This is a genomic window from Halonotius pteroides, from assembly GCF_003605635.1.
Taxonomy (GTDB): Archaea; Halobacteriota; Halobacteria; order Halobacteriales; family Haloferacaceae; genus Halonotius; species Halonotius pteroides.
This window is the reverse complement of the sequence record NZ_QMDW01000004.1, coordinates 16,894-39,345: the sequence shown is the minus strand read 5'-3', so window position 1 is coordinate 39,345 and position 22,452 is coordinate 16,894. Positions and strand designations below refer to the sequence as shown.

The window sequence follows — 22,452 nt, the reverse complement described above, 5'->3', positions numbered from 1 at the left end:
CAGAGAAAAGCTGATAATCAGCGAACAGGTTGTCCGACGTGGACGGTCGATAGATGAATTTGCTGTTTCGACGTAACTAGCGAGACTGTGCCGGCACTCCGCTGAGTAACAAATCAATTCAAGCCGATTGCGTCCCAACAACGTACCAGATGCTTCCTGCACTGTCAACGGTACCGCCGGTGGTCAGATTTCCGATCGGATTGGTTGCGGCTGGGATTGCCGTCCTCGGCATGGATCGACTGATGGCCCACACGACAGAGGGGATGACCCCGCCGTTTGTCGCAGCAAGTGTACTCACCGAGCGACCGGTGGATGACGCACCGTCTCGCCTCGCGTCGGTGGTACACTACCTCGCTGGGCTTGGCACAGGCCTCCTATTTGCGTATTTTCTCCTTGTCGCAGAGCAACTTACGGGCGTCCTCTCAGCGACGACCATCGTTGGAACAACAGTTGTCCTATACGTCCTGATGGTCGGATTTTTTATACTCATTCCGCTGCCACGAGCAACGGGACTGGATGACACCCGTCGCGCACAGACTGGGATCGCATGGGCGATCGCAGCTGCCGGATACCTGTTTGTGCTGGTACCAGCCACAATCGGGCTTAGTTTGATCGTCGCATAGTGAGTCAGATACGCCCGGGTAGCGTATCCACTGTTGATCCTTCTACACGTTATTGGATGGTCGGACGCTGACGACGATTGTCCCCTCACCCCGAGCGTTATACACTCTCAGCACCATCACGCGATAATGGAGACATACCCGGCGGCGTACAGTCCAACAAGCTACGGGATCCACGATGGCGAGGCGGTGATTCGAACACCCCATGCGACCAAGACGCTACAGGGAGGCGAGCTTGAAGCGATATGTACGCTGCTAGCAACGATGGACGGTACCACAGCGGCCAGCGATCTTATCGCGCAGGTTTCCGAGAGCGACCCTGAGCAGATCGACCGCCTGTATGACGCTGAGTTGGCATACGACGGACAGGCGATGCCGGCTGGACTCTCAGATGCGGGTTGGGAGCGCTATCTTGAGCCGGTTCTGCCAGCGATATCACAACCAACCCAGCAGACGCTTCCCGATCGGTTGTCAGCACACTCGGTCACGGTGTTCGGCGATCACGACCCTGTTTCGGGGGTCTATGACCGACTGCGTGCTGCGGGGGTATCCGTCAACGAGCGGTCTACCACTGATCAACAGAGCTCTCCCGAGGATCCGGACGTAATCCTCCTGAGCGAACAGCTCGAACGAAGCGACTCATGGAGAGCTGCCAACGAGGCGTGGGCCACCTCGTCGGCGACGCTTGTTAAAACGCGGCTCACCGCAACGGGCTGGCGGCTTGGGCCGGTGCTCACAGCGGACGCCCGTGCGTGTCTGAACTGTGTATACACCCGCGTCGATGCGAACAAAGTAGGCGGCCAGCTCTTCGATAAGACTGACACTGGCACCCCTCCATACATGCGAGCGTACACCGACACCGTCACCGAACTCCTGTTTCGCGCGCTGCTTGCACAGCTTCCCCGCTATCTTGACGACCAGTTCGTCGTCTATGACCACTATGGGGGACACAGAGAAACACCACGCGTCTTTGCCAGCCCTCACTGTGAGGTCTGCGACAGTGCGTCGTCTCGACAGGAGAGATTTCGATGACTGATGAGAATGGAATCACTATCACGGCTGCTGAAAGCTCCCCGATTGATGATGCCCCAAGCGACCGTGAACGACTGCAACAGATCAAGGATCCAACGACAGGCATCATTACCGGTGTTCGACGGGTTCCGGTGCCGCCGGGCGAGCCAGCCATCGAGAGCTACATCGTTGAGCGAGAGGATTTCACCCCATTTACCGACGGCAACCAAATGCCTCACGACGAAGGTGGTGCTGCGTTCACCAAGGATGCGGCCCTCGTTGCAACCTACGGTGAGGCGATTGAGCGATACTGTGGCTGTGTCTACGATAACAGTTCATTCCAAACAGCTGCTTACGATGAGCTCACAGAGCCTGCGCTTGATCCGACAGCGGTCGTCAACTTCTCACCTACACAGCGGGACACAATGGCCGACGACACCGACCTCTGCGGCACCGATGACGAACTCACATGGGTTGGCGGTGTCGACCTCAGGTCGGGAGCGACCACACAGATCCCGGCGCAGTTGGTCTATCTGTCGTACCCGCCGACCGCAGACCCATTCATCCGAAATCCGATCTCGACGGGGCTTGCGGCTGGCTCCGATCGGGAGATGGCGATCCACAACGGCCTCGCGGAGTGTCTCGAACGCGACGCGTTCATCATATACTATCTCACGGCGACTGCGTTGCCTGTAATCGATCCCGAGACGCTCCCGCCACGAATCCACCGGTTGGTTGATCGCATCACGGCACAGGGACTTGAACTGACGCTACTAGATGCGACAACCGATTTTGGGGTGCCGATTGCTATCGCGGTGCTGGTTGATCGGACGCGGCGACCGGCCGTAACCGTTGCCGCCGCGGCTGGATCGACGGCGACGGCGGTACTCGAAAGCGCGTTGTCAGAGGTGCTGCAGACGCGATTATCGACGATCCACCGATTGTCATCGACGACCCGCTCGGCCGATGAGATCGACCCCAGCGAAATCGACTCCTTTGTGGATCGCGCACTGCTGTGGGCCGACCATGACCGGCTCGCTGACCTGGATTTCTGGATCGAAAGCAACCGAACAACGACGTTCGATGCGTTCGCCGTCGACGAACAGCCTGATCTCGATCTCGTCGAAGCAGTCACTACCACCGGATACGATGCTTACGCTGTCGATGTCACAACCCGAGATGTTGACTCGGTGGGTGTTACTGTGCAGCGGGTTATCGTGCCGCGGCTCCAGCCACTGTATCTCGTCGAACGTCTCCGCTATCTTGACGGCGACCGGCTGTCGCGCCTCCCGGTCGACATGAGGTATCGAGACACGCCCATCACAGACGCTGCGCTCACCACAGTGCCACACCCGTTCCCATAACCATGACTGAACGGCCTTTCGATGACAGTGTGACCTTCGAGTATCTCTACGAACTGTACCACAAAAATCTCTCATCGGTTGTTTCGGGGTCGGCACTCGAACCCGAGGCATCCTCGGAAGCATCGTCGTCGCCGGCAGATAAGCAGTACCAGCGGGCACCACAGGTGTCACTCCCTCAACCAGACTCCGCAACGGTGCCGACGGCCATCCAGCGGCGAGCATCCTACAGGGAATCCGAGCGGCGGCCGATCACCGCCACCGAGTTGGCGACGCTGCTGACGTATACCTACGGTGAGATCCGTGAGGCCGACGGCGAGCCGCGCCGCCCTGTCGCCTCCGGGGGAGCATGTTATCCATTAGAGCTGTATCCGATCGTGCTTGATTCGCCTGACATCGATGCCGGGATATATCACTACAACGGCGAAGCGGGTGCACTCGAACAGCTTGCTGAGGGCGACTACAGTGACTGGCTCGAAGCGCACTGGACGTGGATCACGTCTGCGGACACCGTTGCTGCGGCCATCGTGATCACGGCACTCCCGGGCCGATCAGCCGACCGCTACGGCGAGATGGGGTATCTCCTCGCCGCCGTTGAAGCTGGCGCAGTCATCCAAAATACCCAACTGCTTGCCACAGAGCTTGATATCGGGAGTCGCCCACACAATGGGATACAGTACCGCGCACTCAGAGAGCAGCTTCGACTCCGCAGCGAGGAATACGTGCTGTCAACTGTCGTATTCGCTGGTACCCCACCGGAGCGCGGGGACTAGCGGTTCATCCACTGTGCGGGTAGTTCCCCAATCGCTTTATTTGAACACACCCAAATATGCACATGGCAAAGGAAACAAACGTTCTCGACGGGATTTCCGAATGGATCCGAAAGCAGATCGGCCCGGAGGCGGCAAACCGAGGTGACGACACCGACGCGAGTGCCGACTCCGAGCCGGACGATGACGACGAGTCATCGAGTGAGTACGACTCGCCGGCTTGTTGTTCAGCCGCCGCCAACAGCGACGTGACGGTGCTTGACCCGTAACTGCTTGCTGTCGGAGTCAACTGCCCCGAAACAGCGATTGTCACGTTCCGATGGGTTTATTCGCAACTGCGGTGTTTTCGGTGGTAGTGAATACTAACTCAGAGCCAAAAATTAATAACTCTGTTATCGGTGGCTCACGGTTCGGATCACTGTCTATCGGCGCGCTGGCTGTCCTCTCGGCAGTCGCGATCGGCGGGATCCGGTATGGGATCGGCGGGATCAACGACTCCGTGTTGAAGGTCGTCGTTATCGGCTGGGTTGCCTGCGGTGCGATGGTCGGCGGCGCGTGGTTTGGCGGTCGCGCGAACGAAACTGACCCCTTCGGACTCGTCTGGGGCTATGGGTTGGCCAGCGGCGCGATGATCATGAGCGCGGCGATGTTTCTGGTACCACAGGCGATCGGGCTTGCAGGGTCGGTTGGAACCCCGCAGTTCGGTGGCATCGGACTTGCAGTCGGTGTGATTCTCGGCTACAGTGCCCACACGATCGGCCACCGGCTGACACATCTTGATCTCTCGATGGATATCACCGCCGCCCAGATCTCGGTGCACGCGCTGTCGGCGGGGGCGATCATCGGGATCGTCTACGGCTCAATGCCGTCGCTCGGCCTGCTGCTCGGTCTCGCTATCGTCTCACACAAAGGGCCGGCCGGCTATGCTGCGGCCCGTCGGCTCCGGCGGGATGGGCGACCGGTGGCAGTGCTCCTGTTTCCAGCAGCGGGCGTCGGGCTCACGGCGATCCCGACTGCCGTGCTACCGATTCCCGAACAGCCGATCATCAACGCGGTTGTGTTCGGTTTTGCGGCCGGGATCTTTCTCCACATCGCCATGGATTTTCTCCCGAAATGTGAGACCGGCAGCGAGATCGATCAGGTGCTCTCGTTGGAAGAAAACTCCCATCACCTCCTTGATCAGCTTCGGACGCATGCTGTTGCCAGCACGCTTGCGGGCAGTTTTGTTGTTGTTGCCGCGTGGTTCGTCGTCGGCTGATCGGATCGGGTGAGTGGGCCTGTTCAGCTCATATCGGCCAGCGGACCGAACTCATCAACCGGCAGCACGGAGTAATCGACTGTCAGCGTGTCCTTTGTCGCCCGAATCTTGCCGACAAACGTCGAGATCTCGTCTACGGAGCCCTCAAGCACGAACAGTTCCATACAGTGGTGGCCACCGACATGGCTGTGGAAGTTTGCGGTAACGATGCCTTCGTGTTCGTGTCGAAGATGCATCATTTTTTCCTCGACACTGGTCGTCTCATAATCAAAGAGCACGGTAACGACACCCATCAGTTCGCGGCCTTCGAGGCGTTTGTCCTCAAACTCGCCCAGCAATGTGCGGCTGGCTTCACGGACAACCTCGCTGCGACCGGTGTAGCCGTGGTCGTCGGCAAACTCGTCGATTCGTTCAAGTAGCTCTTCGGGCATCGAGACGCTGACAACGCTCATATAACAACTAACGCACAGATTGTTAATAACTATTAGTATTCTTGGCGGCTCTGACCGTCACAAGTTGCTACTATCGAACGCGAGAGACAACCAACGTCTCAGGCAACCCTCATACTGCCACCACTGATGATGACCCGCGTGTTGGGATTTCCCGCAACCGACAGCGACATCTTTACCCCATTCTCAACTGTATAAATGCCGATGAGCGATACCGACGATACGACACCGATCACGCTGTATCGGCTCCAGGCCTGTCCGTTCTGTGAACGGGTCGTCCGCAAGCTCTCGGCGTACGACCTCCCCTATACCTCCCGGTTTGTCGAACCGATGCACTCCGATCGCAACGCAGTCAAGCGAATCAGTGGTGCGCGCACCGTTCCCGCGATCGTTGATGAAAACACCGGCGTCACCATGTCGGAGAGCGGTAACATCGTCGAGTATCTCGACAAAACGTACGGAGGGGCCGACTAATGGAGCTTGATTTCGATATCATTGAGCTGCCGGATTCTGACCATCCAACCACCGGCGACACGGCACCCGATTTCACGCGCCCGCTGGTGACCGATGACTACTGGGAGGATGTGTCGTTGTCGTCGTTGCTCGATGACGACCCGCTGTTGCTCGTCTGTTATCCGATGGACGGCGCGTTCCCGGCGACGTACATCTGGAATGAGCTTCGGGATCGCGACTTTGAGGGCTCATACCAGCTCTCGATCGTCGGGCTCTCGATCTCGACGCCGTACGAGCACACGACGTTCATCGAGGAACGCGGAATCGACGCCCCGCTGTTCAGCGATCCGGGCAACGAGGTCGCCGAACAGTACGATATCGCCAACGATCTCGATGGGATGACCGGCATCGCGGAGCCGCGCCCGGCGGTTTTCCTCATCGACACCGATCAGACAGTGCAGTACGCCTGGGTTGCCGGCGAGTGGCCGGCGTTCCCGCCGTACGACCAGCTTGAAGACGCGCTGGCGACCCACTGTGAGATGAAACCACTTGGACAGTAGCGTCCACAACTATCTTTCTGGAGGCGGCCTTACACGCGAGTATGCAGATACGCGATTGGCAGGACATCCTCTCGACGGTCAGCGACAGCAGCCACGACCCAGAGGGGTGGCGAGCGATCGCCGGCCAGCGAGCCACCGGTGTCGGCGAGGACTTCTATCTCGGCCACCCCGACAGCGGGGTGTTCCACCTCAAGACGTACACAAAAAACCCAACCGAACTCCGCGGTGTCGGCACCCAAGTCGCCCGCAAGATCGACGACGAGATCGACCCACTGCTGCCGCGCCGCGGCGACGATCCCGGTCGGTTTGCGATGCAACAGCCACCCGAAGACGAATCCGACGCCGAGGCGATGGCCACACAGCTTGAATCGACGCTGCAACACCACGCCGACGCCGACACCTCCTCGGAGGCGTTTTTCCGGGATGTCATGGACGCCGTCGACAGTCCGGCGTTTGGCCCCATGGAGTACGAACTCAGTGAACGACCTGATCGCTTGGAGGATCTCTCCGACACCTTTGCTGAGGCGGACGAGCTGCTGAACACGGAGCTAGACGAACTCATCGAGGACGACGACGTTGGCCGTGGGTTCCAGTAGGAACGCAAGCGCCACTACCCGACGATGGAGGTGATTCGAGCCAGCAGCCGGCCGATAACTCCGCGTTCAGAGTCAGGTGACGAAAGCGTCCACCCGGCCTGCTCGGCGGCCTCGGAGACGCGGACATACTCCCAGCAGAACATCGTTGCGACCCGCATGTCGTCGTCGCTCGCGCCAACATAGACGTGTCGTGGGGTCGTTGTGGTCTCACAGAGCTCTTCGAGTGCAAACCACCTATCGCGGTCGTGCATGTCGAAATCATCCTGCAGATCATGCTCGGCGACGATCTGTGTGATTCGTTCAGCGTCGTCGTCAATGATGCCGATCGACTCGCTCCACGCTCGGGCATCCGCGAATACTGCACCCGGTGAGTCGAGCCGCTCGATTGCCGACACCGAGAACGCAAGCGTGAGCTCGCCGGCTTCGGCGTCGCTATTGTCGTTCATCTGACCCCCAATCGGTCACCCGGACGACGGGCATGCTGTCGACAGGTGGACAATCGTCGTCTCCGCGGTTCAGTGGTCATAGGTTCACACACCGGCCACCAGCTACTCGATCACCGGGCTGCCGCGTTCCGGCCCGATCGGCACTTGTTTACTCGTCGGGGCTGTAGTTTGGGGCTTCGTCGGTGATCATCACATCGTGAGGGTGACCCTCGGTTTGGCCGGCGGCAGAGACCCGAATGAACTCCGAGCGTTGCTTGAAGCCAGGGATCGTTTCCGCGCCAACGTAGCCCATCCCCGAACGCATCCCGCCAACAAGCTGGTGGAGTTCAGAGGCAAGCGTGCCCTTGTACGGCGTGGCGGCCTCAACACCCTCAGGGACGAACTCCTCGCCGTCCTCGTCGTCTTTGAGATAGCGGTCGCCACCGCCGGATTTCATCGCGCCGACGCTGCCCATCCCGCGGTACTGCTTGTACTTCTTGCCGTTCATCGTGATCACGCGGCCGGGGGCCTCCTCGGTGCCAGCGAAGTACGAGCCGAGCATGACAGCGTCTGCGCCCGCCGCGATCGCCTTGATCGCATCGCCGGAGTAGCGAATCCCGCCGTCGGCGATGACGGGCACGTCTTCGGGTGCGGCCACGTCGGCAACCTCGGCGACCGCGGTGATCTGTGGCATCCCCGCACCGGTGACAACGCGGGTCGTACAGATCGATCCCGGCCCGATCCCGACCTTGATGCCGTCGGCGAAATCGACGACCTCCTCGGCCGCTTCGGTAGTACCGACGTTGCCGACGACCACGTCAGCCGCAACCTCCTGTTTGATCTCGCGGGCGGCCTCGATGACGTTCAGGTTGTGAGCGTGGGCACAGTCGATAAACAGCACATCCGCGCCGGCGTCGTCGGCTGCGGTTGCGCGGTCGGTTTCGAAGGGGCCGACGGCGACGCCACACCGGAGGCGGCCATCGTCGTCGCGGGCGGCGTTTTGGTTTTCACGCCGTTGGAGCAGCCCCTGCATCGTCACGAGGCCGACAAGCGTCTCGCCGTCGTCGACAATGGGGACGCGCTCGATCTTGTACTCGTACATCAGCTCAAGGGCATCACGAGCGTTGATGTCCTCCTCGGCGGTGATGACCTCATCAGTCATCGCCTCCCGGACATGATCGGTCTCGCCGACCTCAAGGAACGGGCGGATGTCGGTGCCGGAGATGATACCGAGAACGGTGTCGTCGTCGTCGACGACTGGCGCACCGGAGACGCCCTCTCGACCCATCATCCGATCGACCTCGGCGATGGTCTGGTCGGGGTTGGCGGTGACGACGTTTTCGCGGTCGATCACGAGCTCGTCGGCGCGTTTGACGCGCTCGATCTCGGTGACGGTTTTCTCGATCTCCATGTTGCGGTGCAGCACGCCGAGACCACCCTCTCGGGCCATTCCGATGGCGGTTCCGCTTTCGGTGACGGTGTCCATCGCCGCCGAAAGTACCGGAATGTTGAGTTCAACGGTTTTTGAGACACGGGTCGACACATCGGCGTCGTCGGGTTCGACACGGCTCTCTTTCGGGCGGAGCAACACGTCGTCGAAGGTCAACGCCTCCGGAACCGCAAGCTTCTGCGAGAAGGGGCTGTCTGATTCCATATAAACCGTCGCCGTGGCCGGTGGAAAAACGTTGCGAGTCACCGTCTCTGTGTGGCCTCGCCACACTCAGGTGGCTATGCTGACCGCTGCCACGGAACGTTTAAGACTGATCCGATGTAAAATGATTATGTATGTACTCCCACGTGAATGCCACGTCGTTTTCGGTTGCACAGCAGCGCGGCGCGTCTGCTGGAACAAATCCGACACCGACGGGCAAGCAGTTTTCGACACCACTGGGAGTCACGTTCGCTGTCGGCGGTCGGCGCGGCGACCGGTTACGACGGGAACACCGTTCGGCCGATGGTGACGGCCCCTAATACCCGATGAGTGTCTCGGAACACCCGGTTGCCCTCACCATTGAGCGACGTGTCGGCGGTGCGACGGCGTTGCTGGCGACGGTGATGGCACTCCCGCTGCTGGATGGGTTGTTTGTCGCGTTGCTACTGGCCGGCACCCTTGAGACGACCGTCGGGATGCTTGAGACCGGTCTGTTGGTGTTCGGTGGGTCGGCGACCGTTGCGGTCATCGTCGCGGAACTAGATGAGGGCCGGCGACCGATGGTGCGGTCAGTGTTGTTGATCGGCGCGGTGCTGATCCCGGTGGCCACGGTGGAAGCCGTAATCGCACCCACTATCGAAAGCGCGCTTGAGTTGGCGATCTTCCAGCGATTCGCGGGGGTGGTGATCCTTGTGATCGCCGCCAGAACGGTCAGCGCGAAGGTCGCTGATTACCTCCCCTCCTCAGGGAGTATTATCCTCCTCGGGCTGCTGGCTAGTGTCCGTCCAGCGGCTCTGACGGTTGAAATCGTCTTCGACAGCAGTCTCATGGCGCGGGCAGCGATCACCGCGGCGATCGGCGTCGGCTTCGCGCTTGCGGTGGCTATCGCCGCACCGGCACTTCGCGGCGTGGTTGATCTTGACCGCTTCCGGTTTGGGAGTGCCGTCGCACTCGGTGTCTTTGCGCTGCCGATAGTCGGCGTGTTCGACACCGACGCACCGATCGCGTTGGCGGTGCTGGCTGTCTCAGCGCTGTTTGCGTACAGTCCCGACGGAAGCGACGATGCCAGCGAGAGGGCTTCGGAGTCGGCGACTGATACCGACTACACGCCGGAAGACAGCTCTCGCGCACCGTGGCTGTAACTGCACACACGGGTATGACCCGTATTCTTTAGTTGTCGCCTGAACGACCCACAGGCGAATGCCGCTCGAATCGATCCCCGGTGTCGGCGAGAAAACCGCCGACGCCCTAACCGAGCTTGACGACCCCGAAACCGCGTTACAGCAAGGGGACGTGCTGACGCTGATGGACGCGCCGGGCATCAGTGAGGGCCGGGCGGCTGCCATCGCCCGCGGAGCGATCCGACAGCGACATGACGACCCCGGCGGGCTGTTGGCGACCACCCAGGCCCGCGATCTGTACGACTCGATTCTCACACTCCTCCAAGAGCGTGCGGTCACCACCTACGCGAAAAAGCGGCTGGAAACGCTGTACCCCGCAACCAAAGCATCCCGAATCGAGGAGGTGAGAGCCATGGTTGACGACGCGCTCACACGGAAGCCAACGCCCGAGCTTCGGGCGGCATTGGCCGATGTCGCCCCCCTTGACTCACCGTCGGCGCTGCGCGTCCGCGAGCGGTGTCTGGCGACGACCGATGCCGAACGCTACGCCGCCGCCCGCGAGGCGATCCCCGAACTCTCCGCGGAGGTCGTTGACGATGGCCACGACATCGAGGAGTTAGCTCGATCGTATTCGACGGTGATCGTGCTGGATGAGGCCTTCGCCGGCGGTGATTTCAGCGGCGATGTGCGGGTACAACCGACTGCCTTGGAATCACCGGCGGATGTCGTCCCCGAACGACTGTTGGCCTTCTTTGCCGAGAACCGCGAGACGCTGCTGGCGGCTGTTCGTGTCCATGAGGCAAGCGAGTTAGAGCCACCGCTGGATTGTGACGCGCTCACCGAGAGCCTCTCGCGGGTCGACGAGGACGGCACCATCGTCGGCGACGAGGAACTACAGCGGTTGGCCACCGCTGTCGACGATCTCGACGCCGCCGTTGGGACGGCCGAATCCGTCGCCAACGACCATCTCCGGGCGGCGATCAAGGAACGCGACGTGACCATCGAAGGGCAGGATTTCCTCTCGTTGGTCGAACAGGGGGCTCGCGTCGACTCCCTGCTCGCCCGAGAGCTTGATGACGCTTTCGGTGCCGCCCTGCAGAAGGCCCACGATCACCTCACTGAAAGCCTCGCGCTCACCGGCCACGAGGCCGAGCTGGCCGAGCATATCTTCGGCGGCGAGCCGACCTTTCCCGTCTCGCGGCGCGACGATGCGGTCTCGCGGCTTAAGACTGAACTCACGAGTGCCCGCGACCGACGGTCGGCCGAACTGAAAGCCAACCTTGCCGACGACCTTGCAGCGCTCAAAACGCCCGCGGAGGCGTTAGTTCGGAACGCGCTTGAACTCGATGTTGAGTTGGCGATCGCCGCCTTCGCCCGCGACTTCGACTGTACGATGCCGGAGTTCGTTGACGATGCTGTTGCCGATGATGGTACTGATGACGATGGTGACACCGGTGGTAATAATGGCACCGCGTCCACGCCGGGCTTTGTAATCGAGGGTGGGCGATCGCCGATTCTTGATGTCGACTTCGAGGCTGTCGAGGCTGTCGACTACAGCGTTGAGGGGGTGACGCTGTTGTCGGGCGTCAACTCAGGCGGCAAGACCTCCCTGTTGGATCTGGTTGGGCTGATCGTTATCGCCGCCCAGATGGGGCTGCCGGTGCCGGCTGAAACGGTTCAGCTGTCACGGTTCTCTGAGCTGCACTACTACGCCAAATCACAGGGCACGCTCGATGCCGGTGCCTTCGAGAGCACGCTTCGTGACTTTGGCGATCTTGTCGCCGGTGCTGATGGGCGACTCGTTCTTGTCGACGAGCTGGAAAGTATCACCGAGCCGGGGGCAAGCGCAAAGCTCATCGCCGGCATTCTTGAAGCGCTTGACCAACAGGCGACCGCCGCAGTCTTCGTCTCACATCTGGCGCGTGAGATCCGCGAGGCTGCCGCCATCGATGTCGCTGTCGACGGGATTGAGGCCGTCGGGCTTGTTGACGGCGAGCTGGAGGTGAATCGTTCGCCGGTCAAAGAGCACCTGGCGCGGTCGACACCGGAGCTCATCGTCGAGAAGCTGGCTGCCGACGATGACGGGGAGTTCTATGAGTCGCTGTTGACAAAGTTTTGAGCGACAGCGAGGATATCGCCCCGGATCGAGTGATCCTTGCCGCTGGAGCCGCCACCCGATTGCATGGAATCGGTCACCACAGCGGACGGCACCGAGATCGCCGTCGAGCGCTACGGCGATGGCCCACCACTGATCGCTCTACACGGGAGCGCCGCCACCGGTGGGAGTCTCCAGCCGATCGTCTCTCAGCTCGCTGCCGACTACACGGTCATCGTTCCGGATCGCCGCGGCCGCGGAGCCAGCGGCGACGGCGACGACTACCACCTCGATCGAGAGATCGGTGATCTACAGGCTATCGTCGCCGCCATCGACGGCGACCCGGTGGTGGTGGCCCACTCCTTCGGCGGGTTGGTCGCGCTGGCGGCCGCGCCAACGCTGGATATCCGTCGCCTCATTCTGTATGAACCGGCGGTCACAGTCGGTGACGGAGCCGATCCACCGCTGTCTGCACAGGTGCGATCGAAAGTCCACGCGGGCAACGAAACCGAGGCGATGCGGCTCTTTTTCGAGGCCGGCAGCGGGATCTCCGATGTGACAGCGATGCCGTGGTGGCCCGAGCAGATCAACATGGCCTGGATTGACACGGTGATTCGGGAGCTACAAGCGATCGAGGCCTTTGAGCTGTCGTCGCTTGATTTCGACACCCCGATGCTGTTGTTGATCGGTGAGCATGGCCCGGATCATCTCGCTGAGGGTGCACATGCTGTCGAGGACGCACACGCGAAGAGTCGGCATGTCGAGATCGACGGGGTTGGTCATCTTGGCCTCCTGTCGAAGTCAGAGCGTGTGGCTGAACTGGTGGCGACGTTTGACGACGATCCGGCGGCTGTCGGTCGGTAGGAGTCATGGTTACACTCACTGATGCCGTACGGGCGTCATCAACGGTTGGCTGGCCGGTCTCCAGTGCGTGGTTCTCACGTCGACAACCAACGATACGGGAAAATGTTAGGTAACACACGGTCATATTGCTACGTGTGGGAACAACAGCTGACGACCGGGGGCGGATCTACCTGCCGAAGGATGTCAGGGATCGCTACGGGGATCGCTACCGGATCGTCGAACTCCCGACACACGTCGTGTTGCTACCGGTTGACGACGATCCAATCGAAGGAATTCAAGACGCCGTCGGCGATGCGTTGGCGGACATCGACCCCGAGGATATCGAGGACGAATCGATTGCGACTGCGAAGGCTGAGATAGACGCCGAGATCGACGACCGTGACCGGCAGGCGTCCGAATAGCGGAATGTACGTCGAAACCGATTTTCTGATCGGACTAGCGAAGCAGGATGACTGGCTGCAGGATGCCGCACTCGATGCACTGGACGACTACGAGGATATTCACACGTCGATTGCTGCCTATACCGAATTTTTCATGCTTACATACGACCCCGAGACCGCCGACTACGGTATCGATATCGGGCGTGTCGTTGCCGACCTCGTCGAGTTAGTCCCCGTGCAACCGCCCGAACACGAGGAGGCGGTGCTCACTGCTGCGGTGCTCGCCGCTGAGCAGGAATTCACCCCGTTCGACGCGATCCACGCCGGGATTGCGATTGTCAGCGACGAGTCGGTGCTGACGACCGAGCAGGATTACGATGCTATCGAACTCGACCGCGTCCCGCTCGATAAACTCGGCTCGTAATCGAGTGGTATCATCCTAACCGAGATCGATTCGGTGATCGTTCTTCTGATTTTGCGACACTTTTGATTGCGATCGTACTCCGTTCAGTAATGCCACGGGAAGTCGTCGAAATCTGGCTCTCGATCCTCTAGAAAAGCATCCCGACCCTCTTTCGCCTCGTCGGTCATATACGCCAGCCGCGTTGCCTCGCCGGCGAAAACCTGCTGGCCCATCATCCCGTCGTCGGTCGCGTTGAACGCAAATTTCAACATGCGCATCGCCGTCGGACTTTTCGCCGTCATCTCCTCGGCCCACTCCAGCGCCACATCCTCAAGCTCGTCGTGCGGGATCGCCTCGTTGACCATCCCCATATCGGCGGCCTCCGCAGCGGAGTAGGTCTTCCCGCGGAAGAACACCTCGCGGGCCTTCTTCTGGCCGATCTGTTTGGCGAGATACGCCGAGCCGAACCCGCCATCGAAGGAGGCCACATCGGGGTCGGTCTGGAGAAAGTTGGCATGCTCGTCGCTGGCGAGCGTCAGATCACAGATCACGTGCAGCGAGTGGCCGCCGCCGACAGCCCACCCCGGCACCACGGCGACGACGGGTTTCGGCATCGTGCGGATGAGCCGCTGCACCTCCAAGATGTGGAGTCGACCCGCCCTAGCCTGCTTCACTGCGGGGTCGTCGTCCGCACTCGCCTCGTCGTCATCGCGGTACTCATAGCCGGAGCCGCCACGCACCGACTGGTCGCCACCCGAACAGAACGCCCAGCCGCCATCCTCGGCGGGGCCGTTACCGGTCAGTAGCACACAGCCGATATCGGCCTGTTTCCGGGCGTGATCCAAAGCGGTGTAGAGTTCGTCGACCGTGCCGGGCCGGAAGGCGTTGCGAACCTCCGGGCGGTCGAAGGCGATCCGCACCGCGGGTACGTCACTGCCGCGGTGGTAGGTGATGTCGTCGAATGCGAAGTCGTCGACCGCCTTCCAGCGGTCGGGATCAAAGAGAGCCGAAACCATACCGACAGGTGGGGCGGCGGCAACAAAAACCCAGCCGATCGGTCGAGTCCTGCACAGAGACACAGGATCGTCGCCACTGCGATTACCGATACATGCGGTAACGCGTTCTTGATTGCCGAGTATCGTGCGTGCACGCTCCGCCACGTCACCGCCGCAAACCGGTCGTGGAATCGACGTAGCGTGCAGCGATCGTTACGACGGCTGTCGTCAGCTACCGCTGTCGCGGTCGGTCTCACCACCTGTGTCCATCGATGGTGTTTCGGGAGCCAGTCGCCGGCCACACCGTCGGCAGTATCGGTCGCTGTCGGCGACAGTCGTGCCACAGCGAGGACAGCCGATGTCGCCCTCTCAGCCGTTGATTGGCGAAGCCGGGTCGCCTGCCACGGAATCAGGACAAATCCGACCAACACGGTGATCCACCGACCGGCGGCGGTTACCGGTATAATATCGCCAAAGCCGACGGACGAACACCGTGTTCAACGCATAGAGGACGGCGTTGGTCGCTCGGCCGGCCGGCGTTGACTCATCGCGGAGTAGAAAGGCGATCCGGTCAACGAGAACACCGGTGTCGACACGGGTTGAGTATCGCTGCGGGACTACCTGATTGTTGTGGCTACACTGGTGTTGTGAGGAGCCAGTCGTCTTTGTGCTGTTGTCGCTCAGCTGTCGTCAGATAGCTTCGTATCACTGGATTCGCTGTCGGAGGCACCAGCCACTGGTTGATCTTCCGGTGGTTCGACCAAGCTGTTGTCGCCTTGGGCGCGGATCATCGCTTCCTGAAACACCTCGCCGCTGTCGCGGTTGGCCGCGGTGACTCGGTGATCGACCGTCCATCCCTCGTCGTAAACGGCGACGATCGCCGCGGATTCAGTCTGTACCAACACCCGTTCGGAGACCTCTCGGCTCCCGTGTGTCACAGCCGTGATCGGGATCGCCGTTAGGATCGCCTCGTGGCGCTCTAAATCAGCTAGGGCGGTCGTCGGCACCGGGCTGTCGGGAAACGTATCGAGTACCGCGCCCTCATCGAGCATAGCGGTGGTGTTTTGTTGGGTAGAACTCAAATCCTGTGGATGCTATCGGTTGCCTGTGGTCGACTGATGGGTACTATTGCTCCACGGTCGATGACGGATCAACGGTGGTATGTATCTTGATCTCATCGGCGACATCCGCCAACAGGTCGCCTTTTACCTCGGCGGTTCGGGTTTCGATCTCCGCAACGAGCTCCGGGGCAAATTCCTCGCGGACGCGGGTGAGGCGCTTAGATTCGGTCTCGATCCGATCACGAAGATACTGCGCGCCACGGCCGGATTCATCCTCATCGGGGGCTGGCGTCAGCTTGTTGGCGACAAGCCCACGAACCGACAGATCGCTCTCTTCGAGATCGCTGATCGCCCGCGCTGTTTCGTTGAGTGAGAGCTCATCAGGATTGAAGACAAGAAAAAAGGCCGCATCCGACCGAAGCGTCTGGCCGGCAAACTCGAAGAAGGATTTTCGCTCCTGTAACTGTGCCAACACGGGATCGCCATCCATGACGCGTCGCGGCTCGTTGTTGCCGACGGCTGCTTTCTCAAACAGATCGATACTGACCTTTCGTTTCTGCATCAGTCGATCGATCCAATCTTCCAGCAGCTCCGGCAGCCCGAGCAGCCGAAGCGTGCTCCCGGTCGGGGAGGTGTCGAAGACAACACGATCGTACGGCTCGGCGTTCCGCATCACCTCAACGAACCGATCAAAGAGGGCTGCCTCGTAGGCACCTGGTGTTCCGTGGGCCATCTCCAGTTGCCGGTTGATCTCCGAGACCATCGCTGTTGACACCTGTTCGGACAGCTGTTGTCGGAGCTCGTCGAGATGTCGCGTTACCTCATCCTCAGGGTCGATCTGCATCGCCCAGAGGTTCTCAACGCCGTCAACCGGGGTAGCATCGTCGCCGAACGATTGATCGAACACGTCGCCGACCGAGTGTGCTGGGTCGGTTGAGACCACCAGCGTGTCGTAGCCGTCACGGGCACACTTCAGCGCGTAGCTGCTGGAGATGGTTGTCTTGCCGACGCCGCCTTTCCCACCAAAGAAGACAAACGGCTCCATCAGAAGTGGTACTGCTGGCCCTTTCGTTCGACATACGAGTCACGATCCCACAGCCGCCGTTCCCAGCCCTCAAACTCGGATTCGAGATACGGAAGCAGCTCGGCGGTGTAGTACGACACCGGCGACGGAATGCCAAAGGCATCAGGAAAACACGCCAGCATGAACGCGTCCTCCGTGTCTTCGGCCTCATTTTCAACCTTCTCGTAGGCGGGATGGGTGATCATCCCGTGATAGAGGCCACGAAGCCACCGTTTCAGCGTCGTCCGGAACTGATCGATTCGTTTGGCGAGTTCCATACCCGATACCATAACAAACATCAAGTAAAGTCTGGTGTGGATCACCGGCTATCGGACACAACACCCAACGAGAGCACATGGAGTTGGGTGAACGTTAACGGGATCGGTCTGCTACGACGCTGCATGAGCGACGTGACTCCGGTGACACTCCTCTCCGGGAGTCTTGGCGCGGGGAAAACAACGCTGGTCAATCACCTGCTGTCAACAGCCGACGACACCGATCTTGCGGTGTTGGTCAACGATATGGGCACTGTCAACGTTGACGCCGAACTCGTCGCCGACGGCTCGGAGCTCGACGTTGACGACGGCGTCGCGGAGCTATCGAACGGGTGTATCTGCTGTGAGCTCCAGGATGATCTTGAAGCCGCGGTCGTCAGGCTGGCCCGCGATCGCTCGTTTGATCATCTCGTGGTTGAGCCGTCGGGAATCTCCGAGCCAGCCCCGATCGCACGGCTGTTCACGACCGAATCACGCGTCGCCGCGCTGTACGACGTTGACGCCGTTGTCACTGTCCTCGATACCCCGCTGTTTCTCGATCAGTTCAGCGACACCGAGACGCCGGAACGCCGCGGCACCGACGGCGATCGACCCCTTTCGGATCTGCTGGTCGAGCAGGTGGAGCTGTCGAACGTCGTGCTACTGAACAAGGCCGACCAGTGTACCGACGACGAGCTAACCCGCGCGCGGTCGCTGGTTGGGGGACTTCAGCCAGACGCCACGGGGATAGAAACCACGTTTTCGGCCGTTGAGCCGGATCGACTGCTCGGAAGTGATCGGTTCGACGCCACCGCCATCGAGGAGCTCCCAGGGTGGAAACGTGCACTGTCCGACGATGCCGTCGAACACGACAACCACACCGAGGATCACGACGCTCATACCCATCCTGACGAGGTGTACGGCGTCTCGTCGACAACCATCTGTCGCCACCAGCCGGTGTCGCCGGCACAGTTTGCGTCGTTTCTTCGCGGGTTGCCAACAACCGTGATTCGCGCCAAAGGAACCGTCTGGATCGCCGGCAACGACAACCGAATCACGGTCAGTCAGGCAGGGCCGTCGATCAGAGCCACCACCCAGGGGCCGTGGATCGCCACCCTTCCCGCAGTTGATCGCGAGATGTACCGCTCAAATCGGCCAGACTTACCGTGGCACGAGGAACACGGCGACCGCCGGACTGAACTCGTGTTTATCGGCACCGATTACGATGAGACAGCGATTGAGACGGGGATGGCCGATACATTCGCTGACGCAGACGCAGCAGATTCCCCTGAGACACACCCGTTTCCGACCGACGACGGCGAGGAGGTCATTATCAAAGCGCCCTAATCAGCAGGCACAGTCACGCCCGGTGGCCCGCTCAAATCGCATCTCCGCGCCACAGTCCGGACAGACCGGCTCGCCCTCCAGTTCGACATCACGAACGCGATTGGCGCAGTCGTCACACCAGTACGCCCCCTTCGAGCCGTCGTCGGGGCGATCTGCGGGCGATGGCGAGGAAAACGCGTCGGTCAGTGAGTCAATAAGTCCCATGTCCACACCGATAGCAGTCTACACATACAATCATACGGGTGTTGTGTTAGTTTGTCGCACAACCGGTGGGGGCGTGGCCGCGATCAGACAACCAGTGGGATCGCAAGCCCGACGAACACGACCGCAAGGATGATCATCAACTCAAAGAGCCGCTCGGCGCGCAGCCTGACCGACGATCCACGGGTGACGGCTGGCTGGGCTGTCCAGATATGTCGGTAGTAAGCGATGACAGCCGCCACAACGGTCAATCCGGCCGAAGCCGACAGCGCGGCCGACAGCGAGACACCGATAGCTTGGCCGTACAGCGGCCCAAACGACAACAACATCAGGGCCGCAAGCCCAAACACAACGACAAACGGAACCGGATCGACGGCAACGCCGTCCCGGTTGTGTGGGCGCATACCATACGTAGGTGTTGCGGCAACAAAAACTAAGTGTCAGATAAAAGATTATGTGGTATGAGTGCTGATGATGGCGGATTTGGGGATGGAGTCGCTACATCTGACGGTGATCCCCGCGTCCTGCTTGGGCTTAACGCTATCCTATCGACGCTACTCGGCTGGACGATCATCGGCGGACTCTCGATTATTGACGTAGCGGCGTTTTCGCTTCTCAACGTCGCAACGGCAGCGATCATCGTGTTCGCACTAACGTACGCGGTGACGATGCGGTGAAGAGAGGTTGCTACCGATCGTAGGTCACCCGTCGGGCAACCGCATTGAGTCGCGCCGTCACCCGACCGAGCCACGCCCCGGGAGCGACACGGCTGAGGGCGGCCTCGGAAACCTCGATCCGGTCGCCGTCGGTTGGGTCACGACCTCCGGATGTCTCGTCGGCAACGGCGTCGACAACAGTCGACATCGAACATCGACCGCATGCCTCGGTCTGTTTCTCACTCATTACTCATAATTTATGACCGGCGGACACTTAAATATCCCCGCGGGATTTTTGTATCTACTTCCTGTGTAACTGGCTGTGAGCAAGGAGGCCGAAACCGTGCCAGCGGCGATCCGCGAGGGGGTTCCCGAGTGGGACGATCAGTATCTCTCGTCAGTTGCCGAACGGCTACTGTACAACTACGACCTCGAACGGGAATATCGGGCGGCCGGCAGACGCTGGACGCTCTACGGAGCGTTTCGCGCCAAAACCCAAAAGCAGTTTTTTCATCCGGCCTTGAGCTATGCCGATCACGAAACCGAAGAGCACCTTCTCGTCGAACACACCGATCGGCCGACCGTCCAGATGGTTGAGACACTCGTCGATGATGGCCACGACCTTGCGGATTCGTGGATCGATCCAGACGAGGAACATTACGGAACCGATATTACGTTTGTCGTCATTGCCGACAGTATCCCGGAGTCGGTCGCCGACTACGTTTCGGGGTTCCGGGATCGCACCCTGTTGAAGTTCGGCTACTACGGTCACTACGAGATAAATCTCGTCGTGGTTGCACCCGACAAGCAAACCTGTATCGCCAGCCAGACGGCCGATGTCGCGGCGGCTTTCCGGCTTTGGGATGATGTTTCCGAATCGGACGATGGGTTGCTCTCCCGGGTCGCAAAGCGGTTTTGGCGATAAAAAAGCGGAGACAGCTTAATCGTCGCTCGGATTGACCGCGGCTCGGTCGGCGTCGGATCGCACCTCCCGGATGTTCTGATAGCCGATGCGCACCAACAAGAGCGCGAGCGTAATCAACACCAACCCGAGGATCGCCTGTACCGCCGAGGAGGCGATTGCCTCAGCGGCAAGCGGCTCCGCAAGCCCGCCGGTAAAGTGGAGATAGAGGTTGCTGTAAAGGTTCTCGTAGAACACGAGCCAGGCGAGTCCGAGAACGGTGATAGTCACCATCAGTGCCATCGGAACACCGGTTGTCGCCAGCTGTTTTGTCGCATCCCAGTTGGCGAGCCAGACGGTTCCCGTCAACAGAGCGAGGGCAGCCAACAGCTGGTTGGCACCACCGAACAGTGCCCACAACGTCACCCACTGGCCGGAGACGACAAGCAGGTACGCCGGGATGGTTTGTACCAGCGGGTTTGTGTAGCGGCCACGAGCGATCGAGCCGATACTTCCGTTGAGCCCCGTATCAGTCTCGCCGGCTGGGAGCCCAACGATCTCTTCCATCATATACCGGCCGAGTCGAACCGCTGTATCGGTTGAGGTGAGCAGGAAACTCACGAGGACGAGTGCCATAAAGACAGCACCGACTGTTTCCGGGATTCCAAGACTCGTCAGGATGATTCCACCGCCGGAGGCGAAGTTCGGAAGTGCGGCACCGATCCCACCGGCCGGATCCGCAAAGCCCCACACGGCGAGTGCCGACAGCGCGACTGATGCCAGCAGGCCCTCACCGAGCATCCCACCGTAGCCGATCAGCCGGGCGTCGGTCTCCTTGTCGAGCTGTTTGGCTGTCGTTCCCGAGGAGACAAGCGAGTGGAACCCGCTGATCGTCCCACAGGCAATGGTCACAAACAACAGTGGGAACAGCGGCAAAAAGACGCCCTCAACGCCCCAGAAGCCGTTGAACGCACCGAGCGAGGAGTCGATCACGAGCGGATCAGTTGCGGTGCCGAGCAGCGTTCCCACGATGATCGCCACGACTGACCCACCGACACCCGCGTACAGCAGGAACGATGAGAGGTAATCTCGCGGTTGAAGCAGCGTCCAAACCGGCAGCGCGCTGGCGATCGCGGCGTACACCATCACAACCGGAATCCACGCCGCCGTATTGGCTCCGAGCGATGCCGCACCGGGCACCCACTGACCGGAACCGCTCAACAGGACAGTCACACCGAGTTCTGCCGTTCGTTCGGCGGTCGGCTCAAACAGTGCGATCGGGTACTCCATCCCGACCCACACGGCCGCAAACACACCTCCAACAAAGACCACTGTTCCGGGGATGAATGGGCCATCAAACTGGTAGAGATAGAGACCGAACAGGAGTGCTAATCCGATGTAGACACTAGAGGCTGTTGACACCTCGGGGTAGGCGTTGAACACGATCCCAACGACGAGTGCGAAGACGGCGACGACGAGGATGATCGTCAGGAATGCGAACCACAGCAACATCTGTTTGCCACGCTCGCCGACGTACTCGCCGATGATGTAGCCGATCGACTTTCCTTCATGCCGGAGCGACCCGGACAGCGAGATAAAGTCATGAACGGCACCCATCAAGGGGTTGCCGATCGCGATCCACAACAGCGCGGGTACCCAACCCCACACCGCCCCGGCCGTGATCGGGCCGACGATGGGGGCCCCGCCGGCGATACTTGAGAAGTGATGGCCAAGCAGCACCGGCTTTTTTGAGGGGACATACTCTTGTCCATCCTCGTACTTGTGTGCCGGTGTTTCTGTCTCTTCGTCCAGCTCAACGAACTGTGACAGATACCGTGAGTATCCCATATACCCGACGGTGAACGTTGTGAGTGCCGCGACGATAATCCAGATTACCTGTGTCATTTGATAACACCAATAACATACATAGATTATCATTACTTAGTCCTTACCCAAA

30 protein-coding genes and 1 pseudogene are annotated in these 22,452 nt (G+C 60.4%); 18 read left to right on the top strand and 13 right to left on the bottom strand.

All coding sequences use genetic code 11. The features are described 5' to 3' along the window. The first annotated feature begins 149 nt into the window (after nt 1-149). The 6 genes from DP106_RS04020 to DP106_RS03995 all read left to right on the top strand — a co-directional run bounded on the left by DP106_RS04020 (nt 150) and on the right by DP106_RS03995 (nt 5,020). Nucleotides 150-623, top strand: a complete 474-nt coding sequence (locus tag DP106_RS04020; RefSeq protein WP_120083572.1) for a hypothetical protein — start codon at nt 150-152, stop codon at nt 621-623. 126 nt (nt 624-749) lie between these two features. Continuing rightward, nucleotides 750-1,652, top strand: coding sequence for a hypothetical protein (locus DP106_RS04015; RefSeq protein WP_120083571.1), 903 nt, complete (start codon nt 750-752; stop codon nt 1,650-1,652). After that, nucleotides 1,649-2,995: a YcaO-like family protein gene (locus tag DP106_RS04010; protein WP_120083569.1), complete on the top strand. Its 1,347-nt coding sequence runs from the start codon at nt 1,649-1,651 to the stop codon at nt 2,993-2,995. Before DP106_RS04015 ends, DP106_RS04010 begins: the two co-directional genes overlap by 4 nt. 2 nt (nt 2,996-2,997) lie before the next feature. Next, nucleotides 2,998-3,765 carry a SagB/ThcOx family dehydrogenase gene (locus tag DP106_RS04005; protein ID WP_120083568.1) on the top strand — a complete coding sequence of 256 codons (768 nt, stop codon included), beginning with the start codon at nt 2,998-3,000 and terminating at the stop codon, nt 3,763-3,765. A 62-nt stretch (nt 3,766-3,827) separates the two neighbouring features. Beyond that, nucleotides 3,828-4,031 carry a hypothetical protein gene (locus DP106_RS04000; RefSeq protein WP_120083567.1) on the top strand — a complete coding sequence of 68 codons (204 nt, stop codon included), beginning with the start codon at nt 3,828-3,830 and terminating at the stop codon, nt 4,029-4,031. A gap of 86 nt (nt 4,032-4,117) precedes the next feature. Next, a complete protein-coding gene (locus DP106_RS03995; RefSeq protein WP_240625317.1) occupies nt 4,118-5,020 on the top strand; it encodes a ZIP family metal transporter in 903 nt (300 codons plus the stop codon). Nucleotides 5,021-5,043: 23 nt separating this feature from the next. Here DP106_RS03995 and DP106_RS03990 read toward each other — a convergent pair whose 3' ends face one another. Then, a complete protein-coding gene (locus tag DP106_RS03990) occupies nt 5,044-5,472 on the bottom strand; it encodes a CopG family ribbon-helix-helix protein (RefSeq protein WP_120083566.1) in 429 nt (142 codons plus the stop codon). A gap of 201 nt (nt 5,473-5,673) precedes the next feature. On the opposite strand from DP106_RS03990, the gene DP106_RS03985 reads away from it, so the two are divergent. From DP106_RS03985 to DP106_RS03975, 3 genes are read left to right on the top strand one after another with little or no spacing between them, the layout of a single operon-like run. Then, nucleotides 5,674-5,943 (top strand): glutathione S-transferase N-terminal domain-containing protein, encoded by a 270-nt coding sequence (locus DP106_RS03985; protein ID WP_120083703.1) that lies wholly within the window; start codon nt 5,674-5,676, stop codon nt 5,941-5,943. Further along, nucleotides 5,943-6,482: a redoxin domain-containing protein gene (locus DP106_RS03980; protein ID WP_120083565.1), complete on the top strand. Its 540-nt coding sequence runs from the start codon at nt 5,943-5,945 to the stop codon at nt 6,480-6,482. Before DP106_RS03985 ends, DP106_RS03980 begins: the two co-directional genes overlap by 1 nt. A gap of 41 nt (nt 6,483-6,523) precedes the next feature. After that, nucleotides 6,524-7,078, top strand: a complete 555-nt coding sequence (locus tag DP106_RS03975) for a hypothetical protein (protein WP_120083563.1) — start codon at nt 6,524-6,526, stop codon at nt 7,076-7,078. Nucleotides 7,079-7,092: 14 nt separating this feature from the next. Here the strand turns inward: DP106_RS03975 and DP106_RS03970 are convergent, their stop codons facing one another. Next, on the bottom strand, nt 7,093-7,524 hold the full coding sequence (locus DP106_RS03970; RefSeq protein ID WP_120083562.1) for a DUF7124 domain-containing protein: 432 nt from the start codon (nt 7,522-7,524) through the stop codon (nt 7,093-7,095). A 148-nt stretch (nt 7,525-7,672) separates the two neighbouring features. Continuing rightward, nucleotides 7,673-9,157, bottom strand: a complete 1,485-nt coding sequence (gene guaB, locus DP106_RS03965; protein WP_120083561.1) for an IMP dehydrogenase — start codon at nt 9,155-9,157, stop codon at nt 7,673-7,675. 131 nt (nt 9,158-9,288) lie between these two features. On the opposite strand from guaB, the gene DP106_RS03960 reads away from it, so the two are divergent. The 6 genes from DP106_RS03960 (at nt 9,289) to DP106_RS03935 (ending at nt 14,038) form a co-directional block, all read left to right on the top strand. Next, entirely contained in the window at nt 9,289-9,474 is a 186-nt protein-coding gene (locus DP106_RS03960; RefSeq protein ID WP_120083560.1) for a hypothetical protein, read from the top strand. A gap of 6 nt (nt 9,475-9,480) precedes the next feature. After that, a complete protein-coding gene (locus tag DP106_RS03955; RefSeq protein ID WP_120083559.1) occupies nt 9,481-10,296 on the top strand; it encodes a DUF5794 domain-containing protein in 816 nt (271 codons plus the stop codon). A gap of 58 nt (nt 10,297-10,354) precedes the next feature. After that, entirely contained in the window at nt 10,355-12,394 is a 2,040-nt protein-coding gene (locus DP106_RS03950; protein ID WP_120083557.1) for a helix-hairpin-helix domain-containing protein, read from the top strand. Between the two features lie 63 nt (nt 12,395-12,457). Next, entirely contained in the window at nt 12,458-13,234 is a 777-nt protein-coding gene (locus DP106_RS03945) for an alpha/beta fold hydrolase (protein ID WP_120083556.1), read from the top strand. Nucleotides 13,235-13,368: 134 nt separating this feature from the next. Further along, the gene (locus DP106_RS03940) at nt 13,369-13,635 is read left to right on the top strand and encodes an AbrB/MazE/SpoVT family DNA-binding domain-containing protein (protein WP_120083555.1); all 267 of its coding nucleotides are present in this window, start codon (nt 13,369-13,371) and stop codon (nt 13,633-13,635) included. A gap of 4 nt (nt 13,636-13,639) precedes the next feature. After that, nucleotides 13,640-14,038 carry a PIN domain-containing protein gene (locus tag DP106_RS03935; RefSeq protein WP_120083553.1) on the top strand — a complete coding sequence of 133 codons (399 nt, stop codon included), beginning with the start codon at nt 13,640-13,642 and terminating at the stop codon, nt 14,036-14,038. An 83-nt stretch (nt 14,039-14,121) separates the two neighbouring features. Here DP106_RS03935 and DP106_RS03930 read toward each other — a convergent pair whose 3' ends face one another. The 6 genes and pseudogenes from DP106_RS03930 to DP106_RS03910 form a co-directional block, all read right to left on the bottom strand. After that, a complete protein-coding gene (locus tag DP106_RS03930; RefSeq protein ID WP_120083552.1) occupies nt 14,122-15,033 on the bottom strand; it encodes a 1,4-dihydroxy-2-naphthoyl-CoA synthase in 912 nt (303 codons plus the stop codon). Nucleotides 15,034-15,240: 207 nt separating this feature from the next. Continuing rightward, nucleotides 15,241-15,372, bottom strand: coding sequence for a zinc-ribbon domain-containing protein (locus DP106_RS16465; RefSeq protein WP_321167544.1), 132 nt, complete (start codon nt 15,370-15,372; stop codon nt 15,241-15,243). 53 nt (nt 15,373-15,425) lie between these two features. Continuing rightward, nucleotides 15,426-15,488 (bottom strand): annotated as a pseudogene (locus tag DP106_RS16505) (hypothetical protein); the annotation flags it as partial. Between the two features lie 204 nt (nt 15,489-15,692). Continuing rightward, the gene (locus DP106_RS03920) at nt 15,693-16,064 is read right to left on the bottom strand and encodes a hypothetical protein (RefSeq protein WP_120083551.1); all 372 of its coding nucleotides are present in this window, start codon (nt 16,062-16,064) and stop codon (nt 15,693-15,695) included. Between the two features lie 73 nt (nt 16,065-16,137). Next, a complete protein-coding gene (locus DP106_RS03915) occupies nt 16,138-17,118 on the bottom strand; it encodes an ArsA family ATPase (RefSeq protein WP_120083549.1) in 981 nt (326 codons plus the stop codon). Further along, on the bottom strand, nt 17,118-17,414 hold the full coding sequence (locus tag DP106_RS03910) for a hypothetical protein (protein WP_120083548.1): 297 nt from the start codon (nt 17,412-17,414) through the stop codon (nt 17,118-17,120). The genes DP106_RS03915 and DP106_RS03910 overlap by 1 nt, the downstream gene beginning before the upstream one ends. Nucleotides 17,415-17,537: 123 nt before the next feature. Here DP106_RS03910 and DP106_RS03905 point away from each other — a divergent pair, with 123 nt between their 5' ends. Beyond that, nucleotides 17,538-18,737, top strand: a complete 1,200-nt coding sequence (locus DP106_RS03905; RefSeq protein WP_120083547.1) for a CobW family GTP-binding protein — start codon at nt 17,538-17,540, stop codon at nt 18,735-18,737. Here the strand turns inward: DP106_RS03905 and DP106_RS03900 are convergent, their stop codons facing one another. Together DP106_RS03900 and DP106_RS03895 are read right to left on the bottom strand one after the other, a co-directional pair. Then, nucleotides 18,738-18,941 carry a hypothetical protein gene (locus tag DP106_RS03900; RefSeq protein WP_120083546.1) on the bottom strand — a complete coding sequence of 68 codons (204 nt, stop codon included), beginning with the start codon at nt 18,939-18,941 and terminating at the stop codon, nt 18,738-18,740. Between the two features lie 83 nt (nt 18,942-19,024). Then, the gene (locus tag DP106_RS03895) at nt 19,025-19,342 is read right to left on the bottom strand and encodes a hypothetical protein (RefSeq protein ID WP_120083545.1); all 318 of its coding nucleotides are present in this window, start codon (nt 19,340-19,342) and stop codon (nt 19,025-19,027) included. 57 nt (nt 19,343-19,399) lie between these two features. On the opposite strand from DP106_RS03895, the gene DP106_RS03890 reads away from it, so the two are divergent. Continuing rightward, nucleotides 19,400-19,615, top strand: coding sequence for a hypothetical protein (locus DP106_RS03890; RefSeq protein WP_120083543.1), 216 nt, complete (start codon nt 19,400-19,402; stop codon nt 19,613-19,615). A 10-nt stretch (nt 19,616-19,625) separates the two neighbouring features. On the opposite strand, the gene DP106_RS03885 is transcribed toward DP106_RS03890, so the two are convergent. Beyond that, entirely contained in the window at nt 19,626-19,841 is a 216-nt protein-coding gene (locus DP106_RS03885) for a hypothetical protein (RefSeq protein WP_120083542.1), read from the bottom strand. A gap of 75 nt (nt 19,842-19,916) precedes the next feature. Between DP106_RS03885 and DP106_RS03880 the strand changes: the two genes are divergently transcribed. After that, nucleotides 19,917-20,519 carry a hypothetical protein gene (locus tag DP106_RS03880; protein ID WP_240625316.1) on the top strand — a complete coding sequence of 201 codons (603 nt, stop codon included), beginning with the start codon at nt 19,917-19,919 and terminating at the stop codon, nt 20,517-20,519. Nucleotides 20,520-20,534: 15 nt separating this feature from the next. Here DP106_RS03880 and DP106_RS03875 read toward each other — a convergent pair whose 3' ends face one another. Beyond that, nucleotides 20,535-22,400, bottom strand: a complete 1,866-nt coding sequence (locus tag DP106_RS03875) for a carbon starvation CstA family protein (RefSeq protein ID WP_120083540.1) — start codon at nt 22,398-22,400, stop codon at nt 20,535-20,537. Nucleotides 22,401-22,452: the final 52 nt, after the last annotated feature.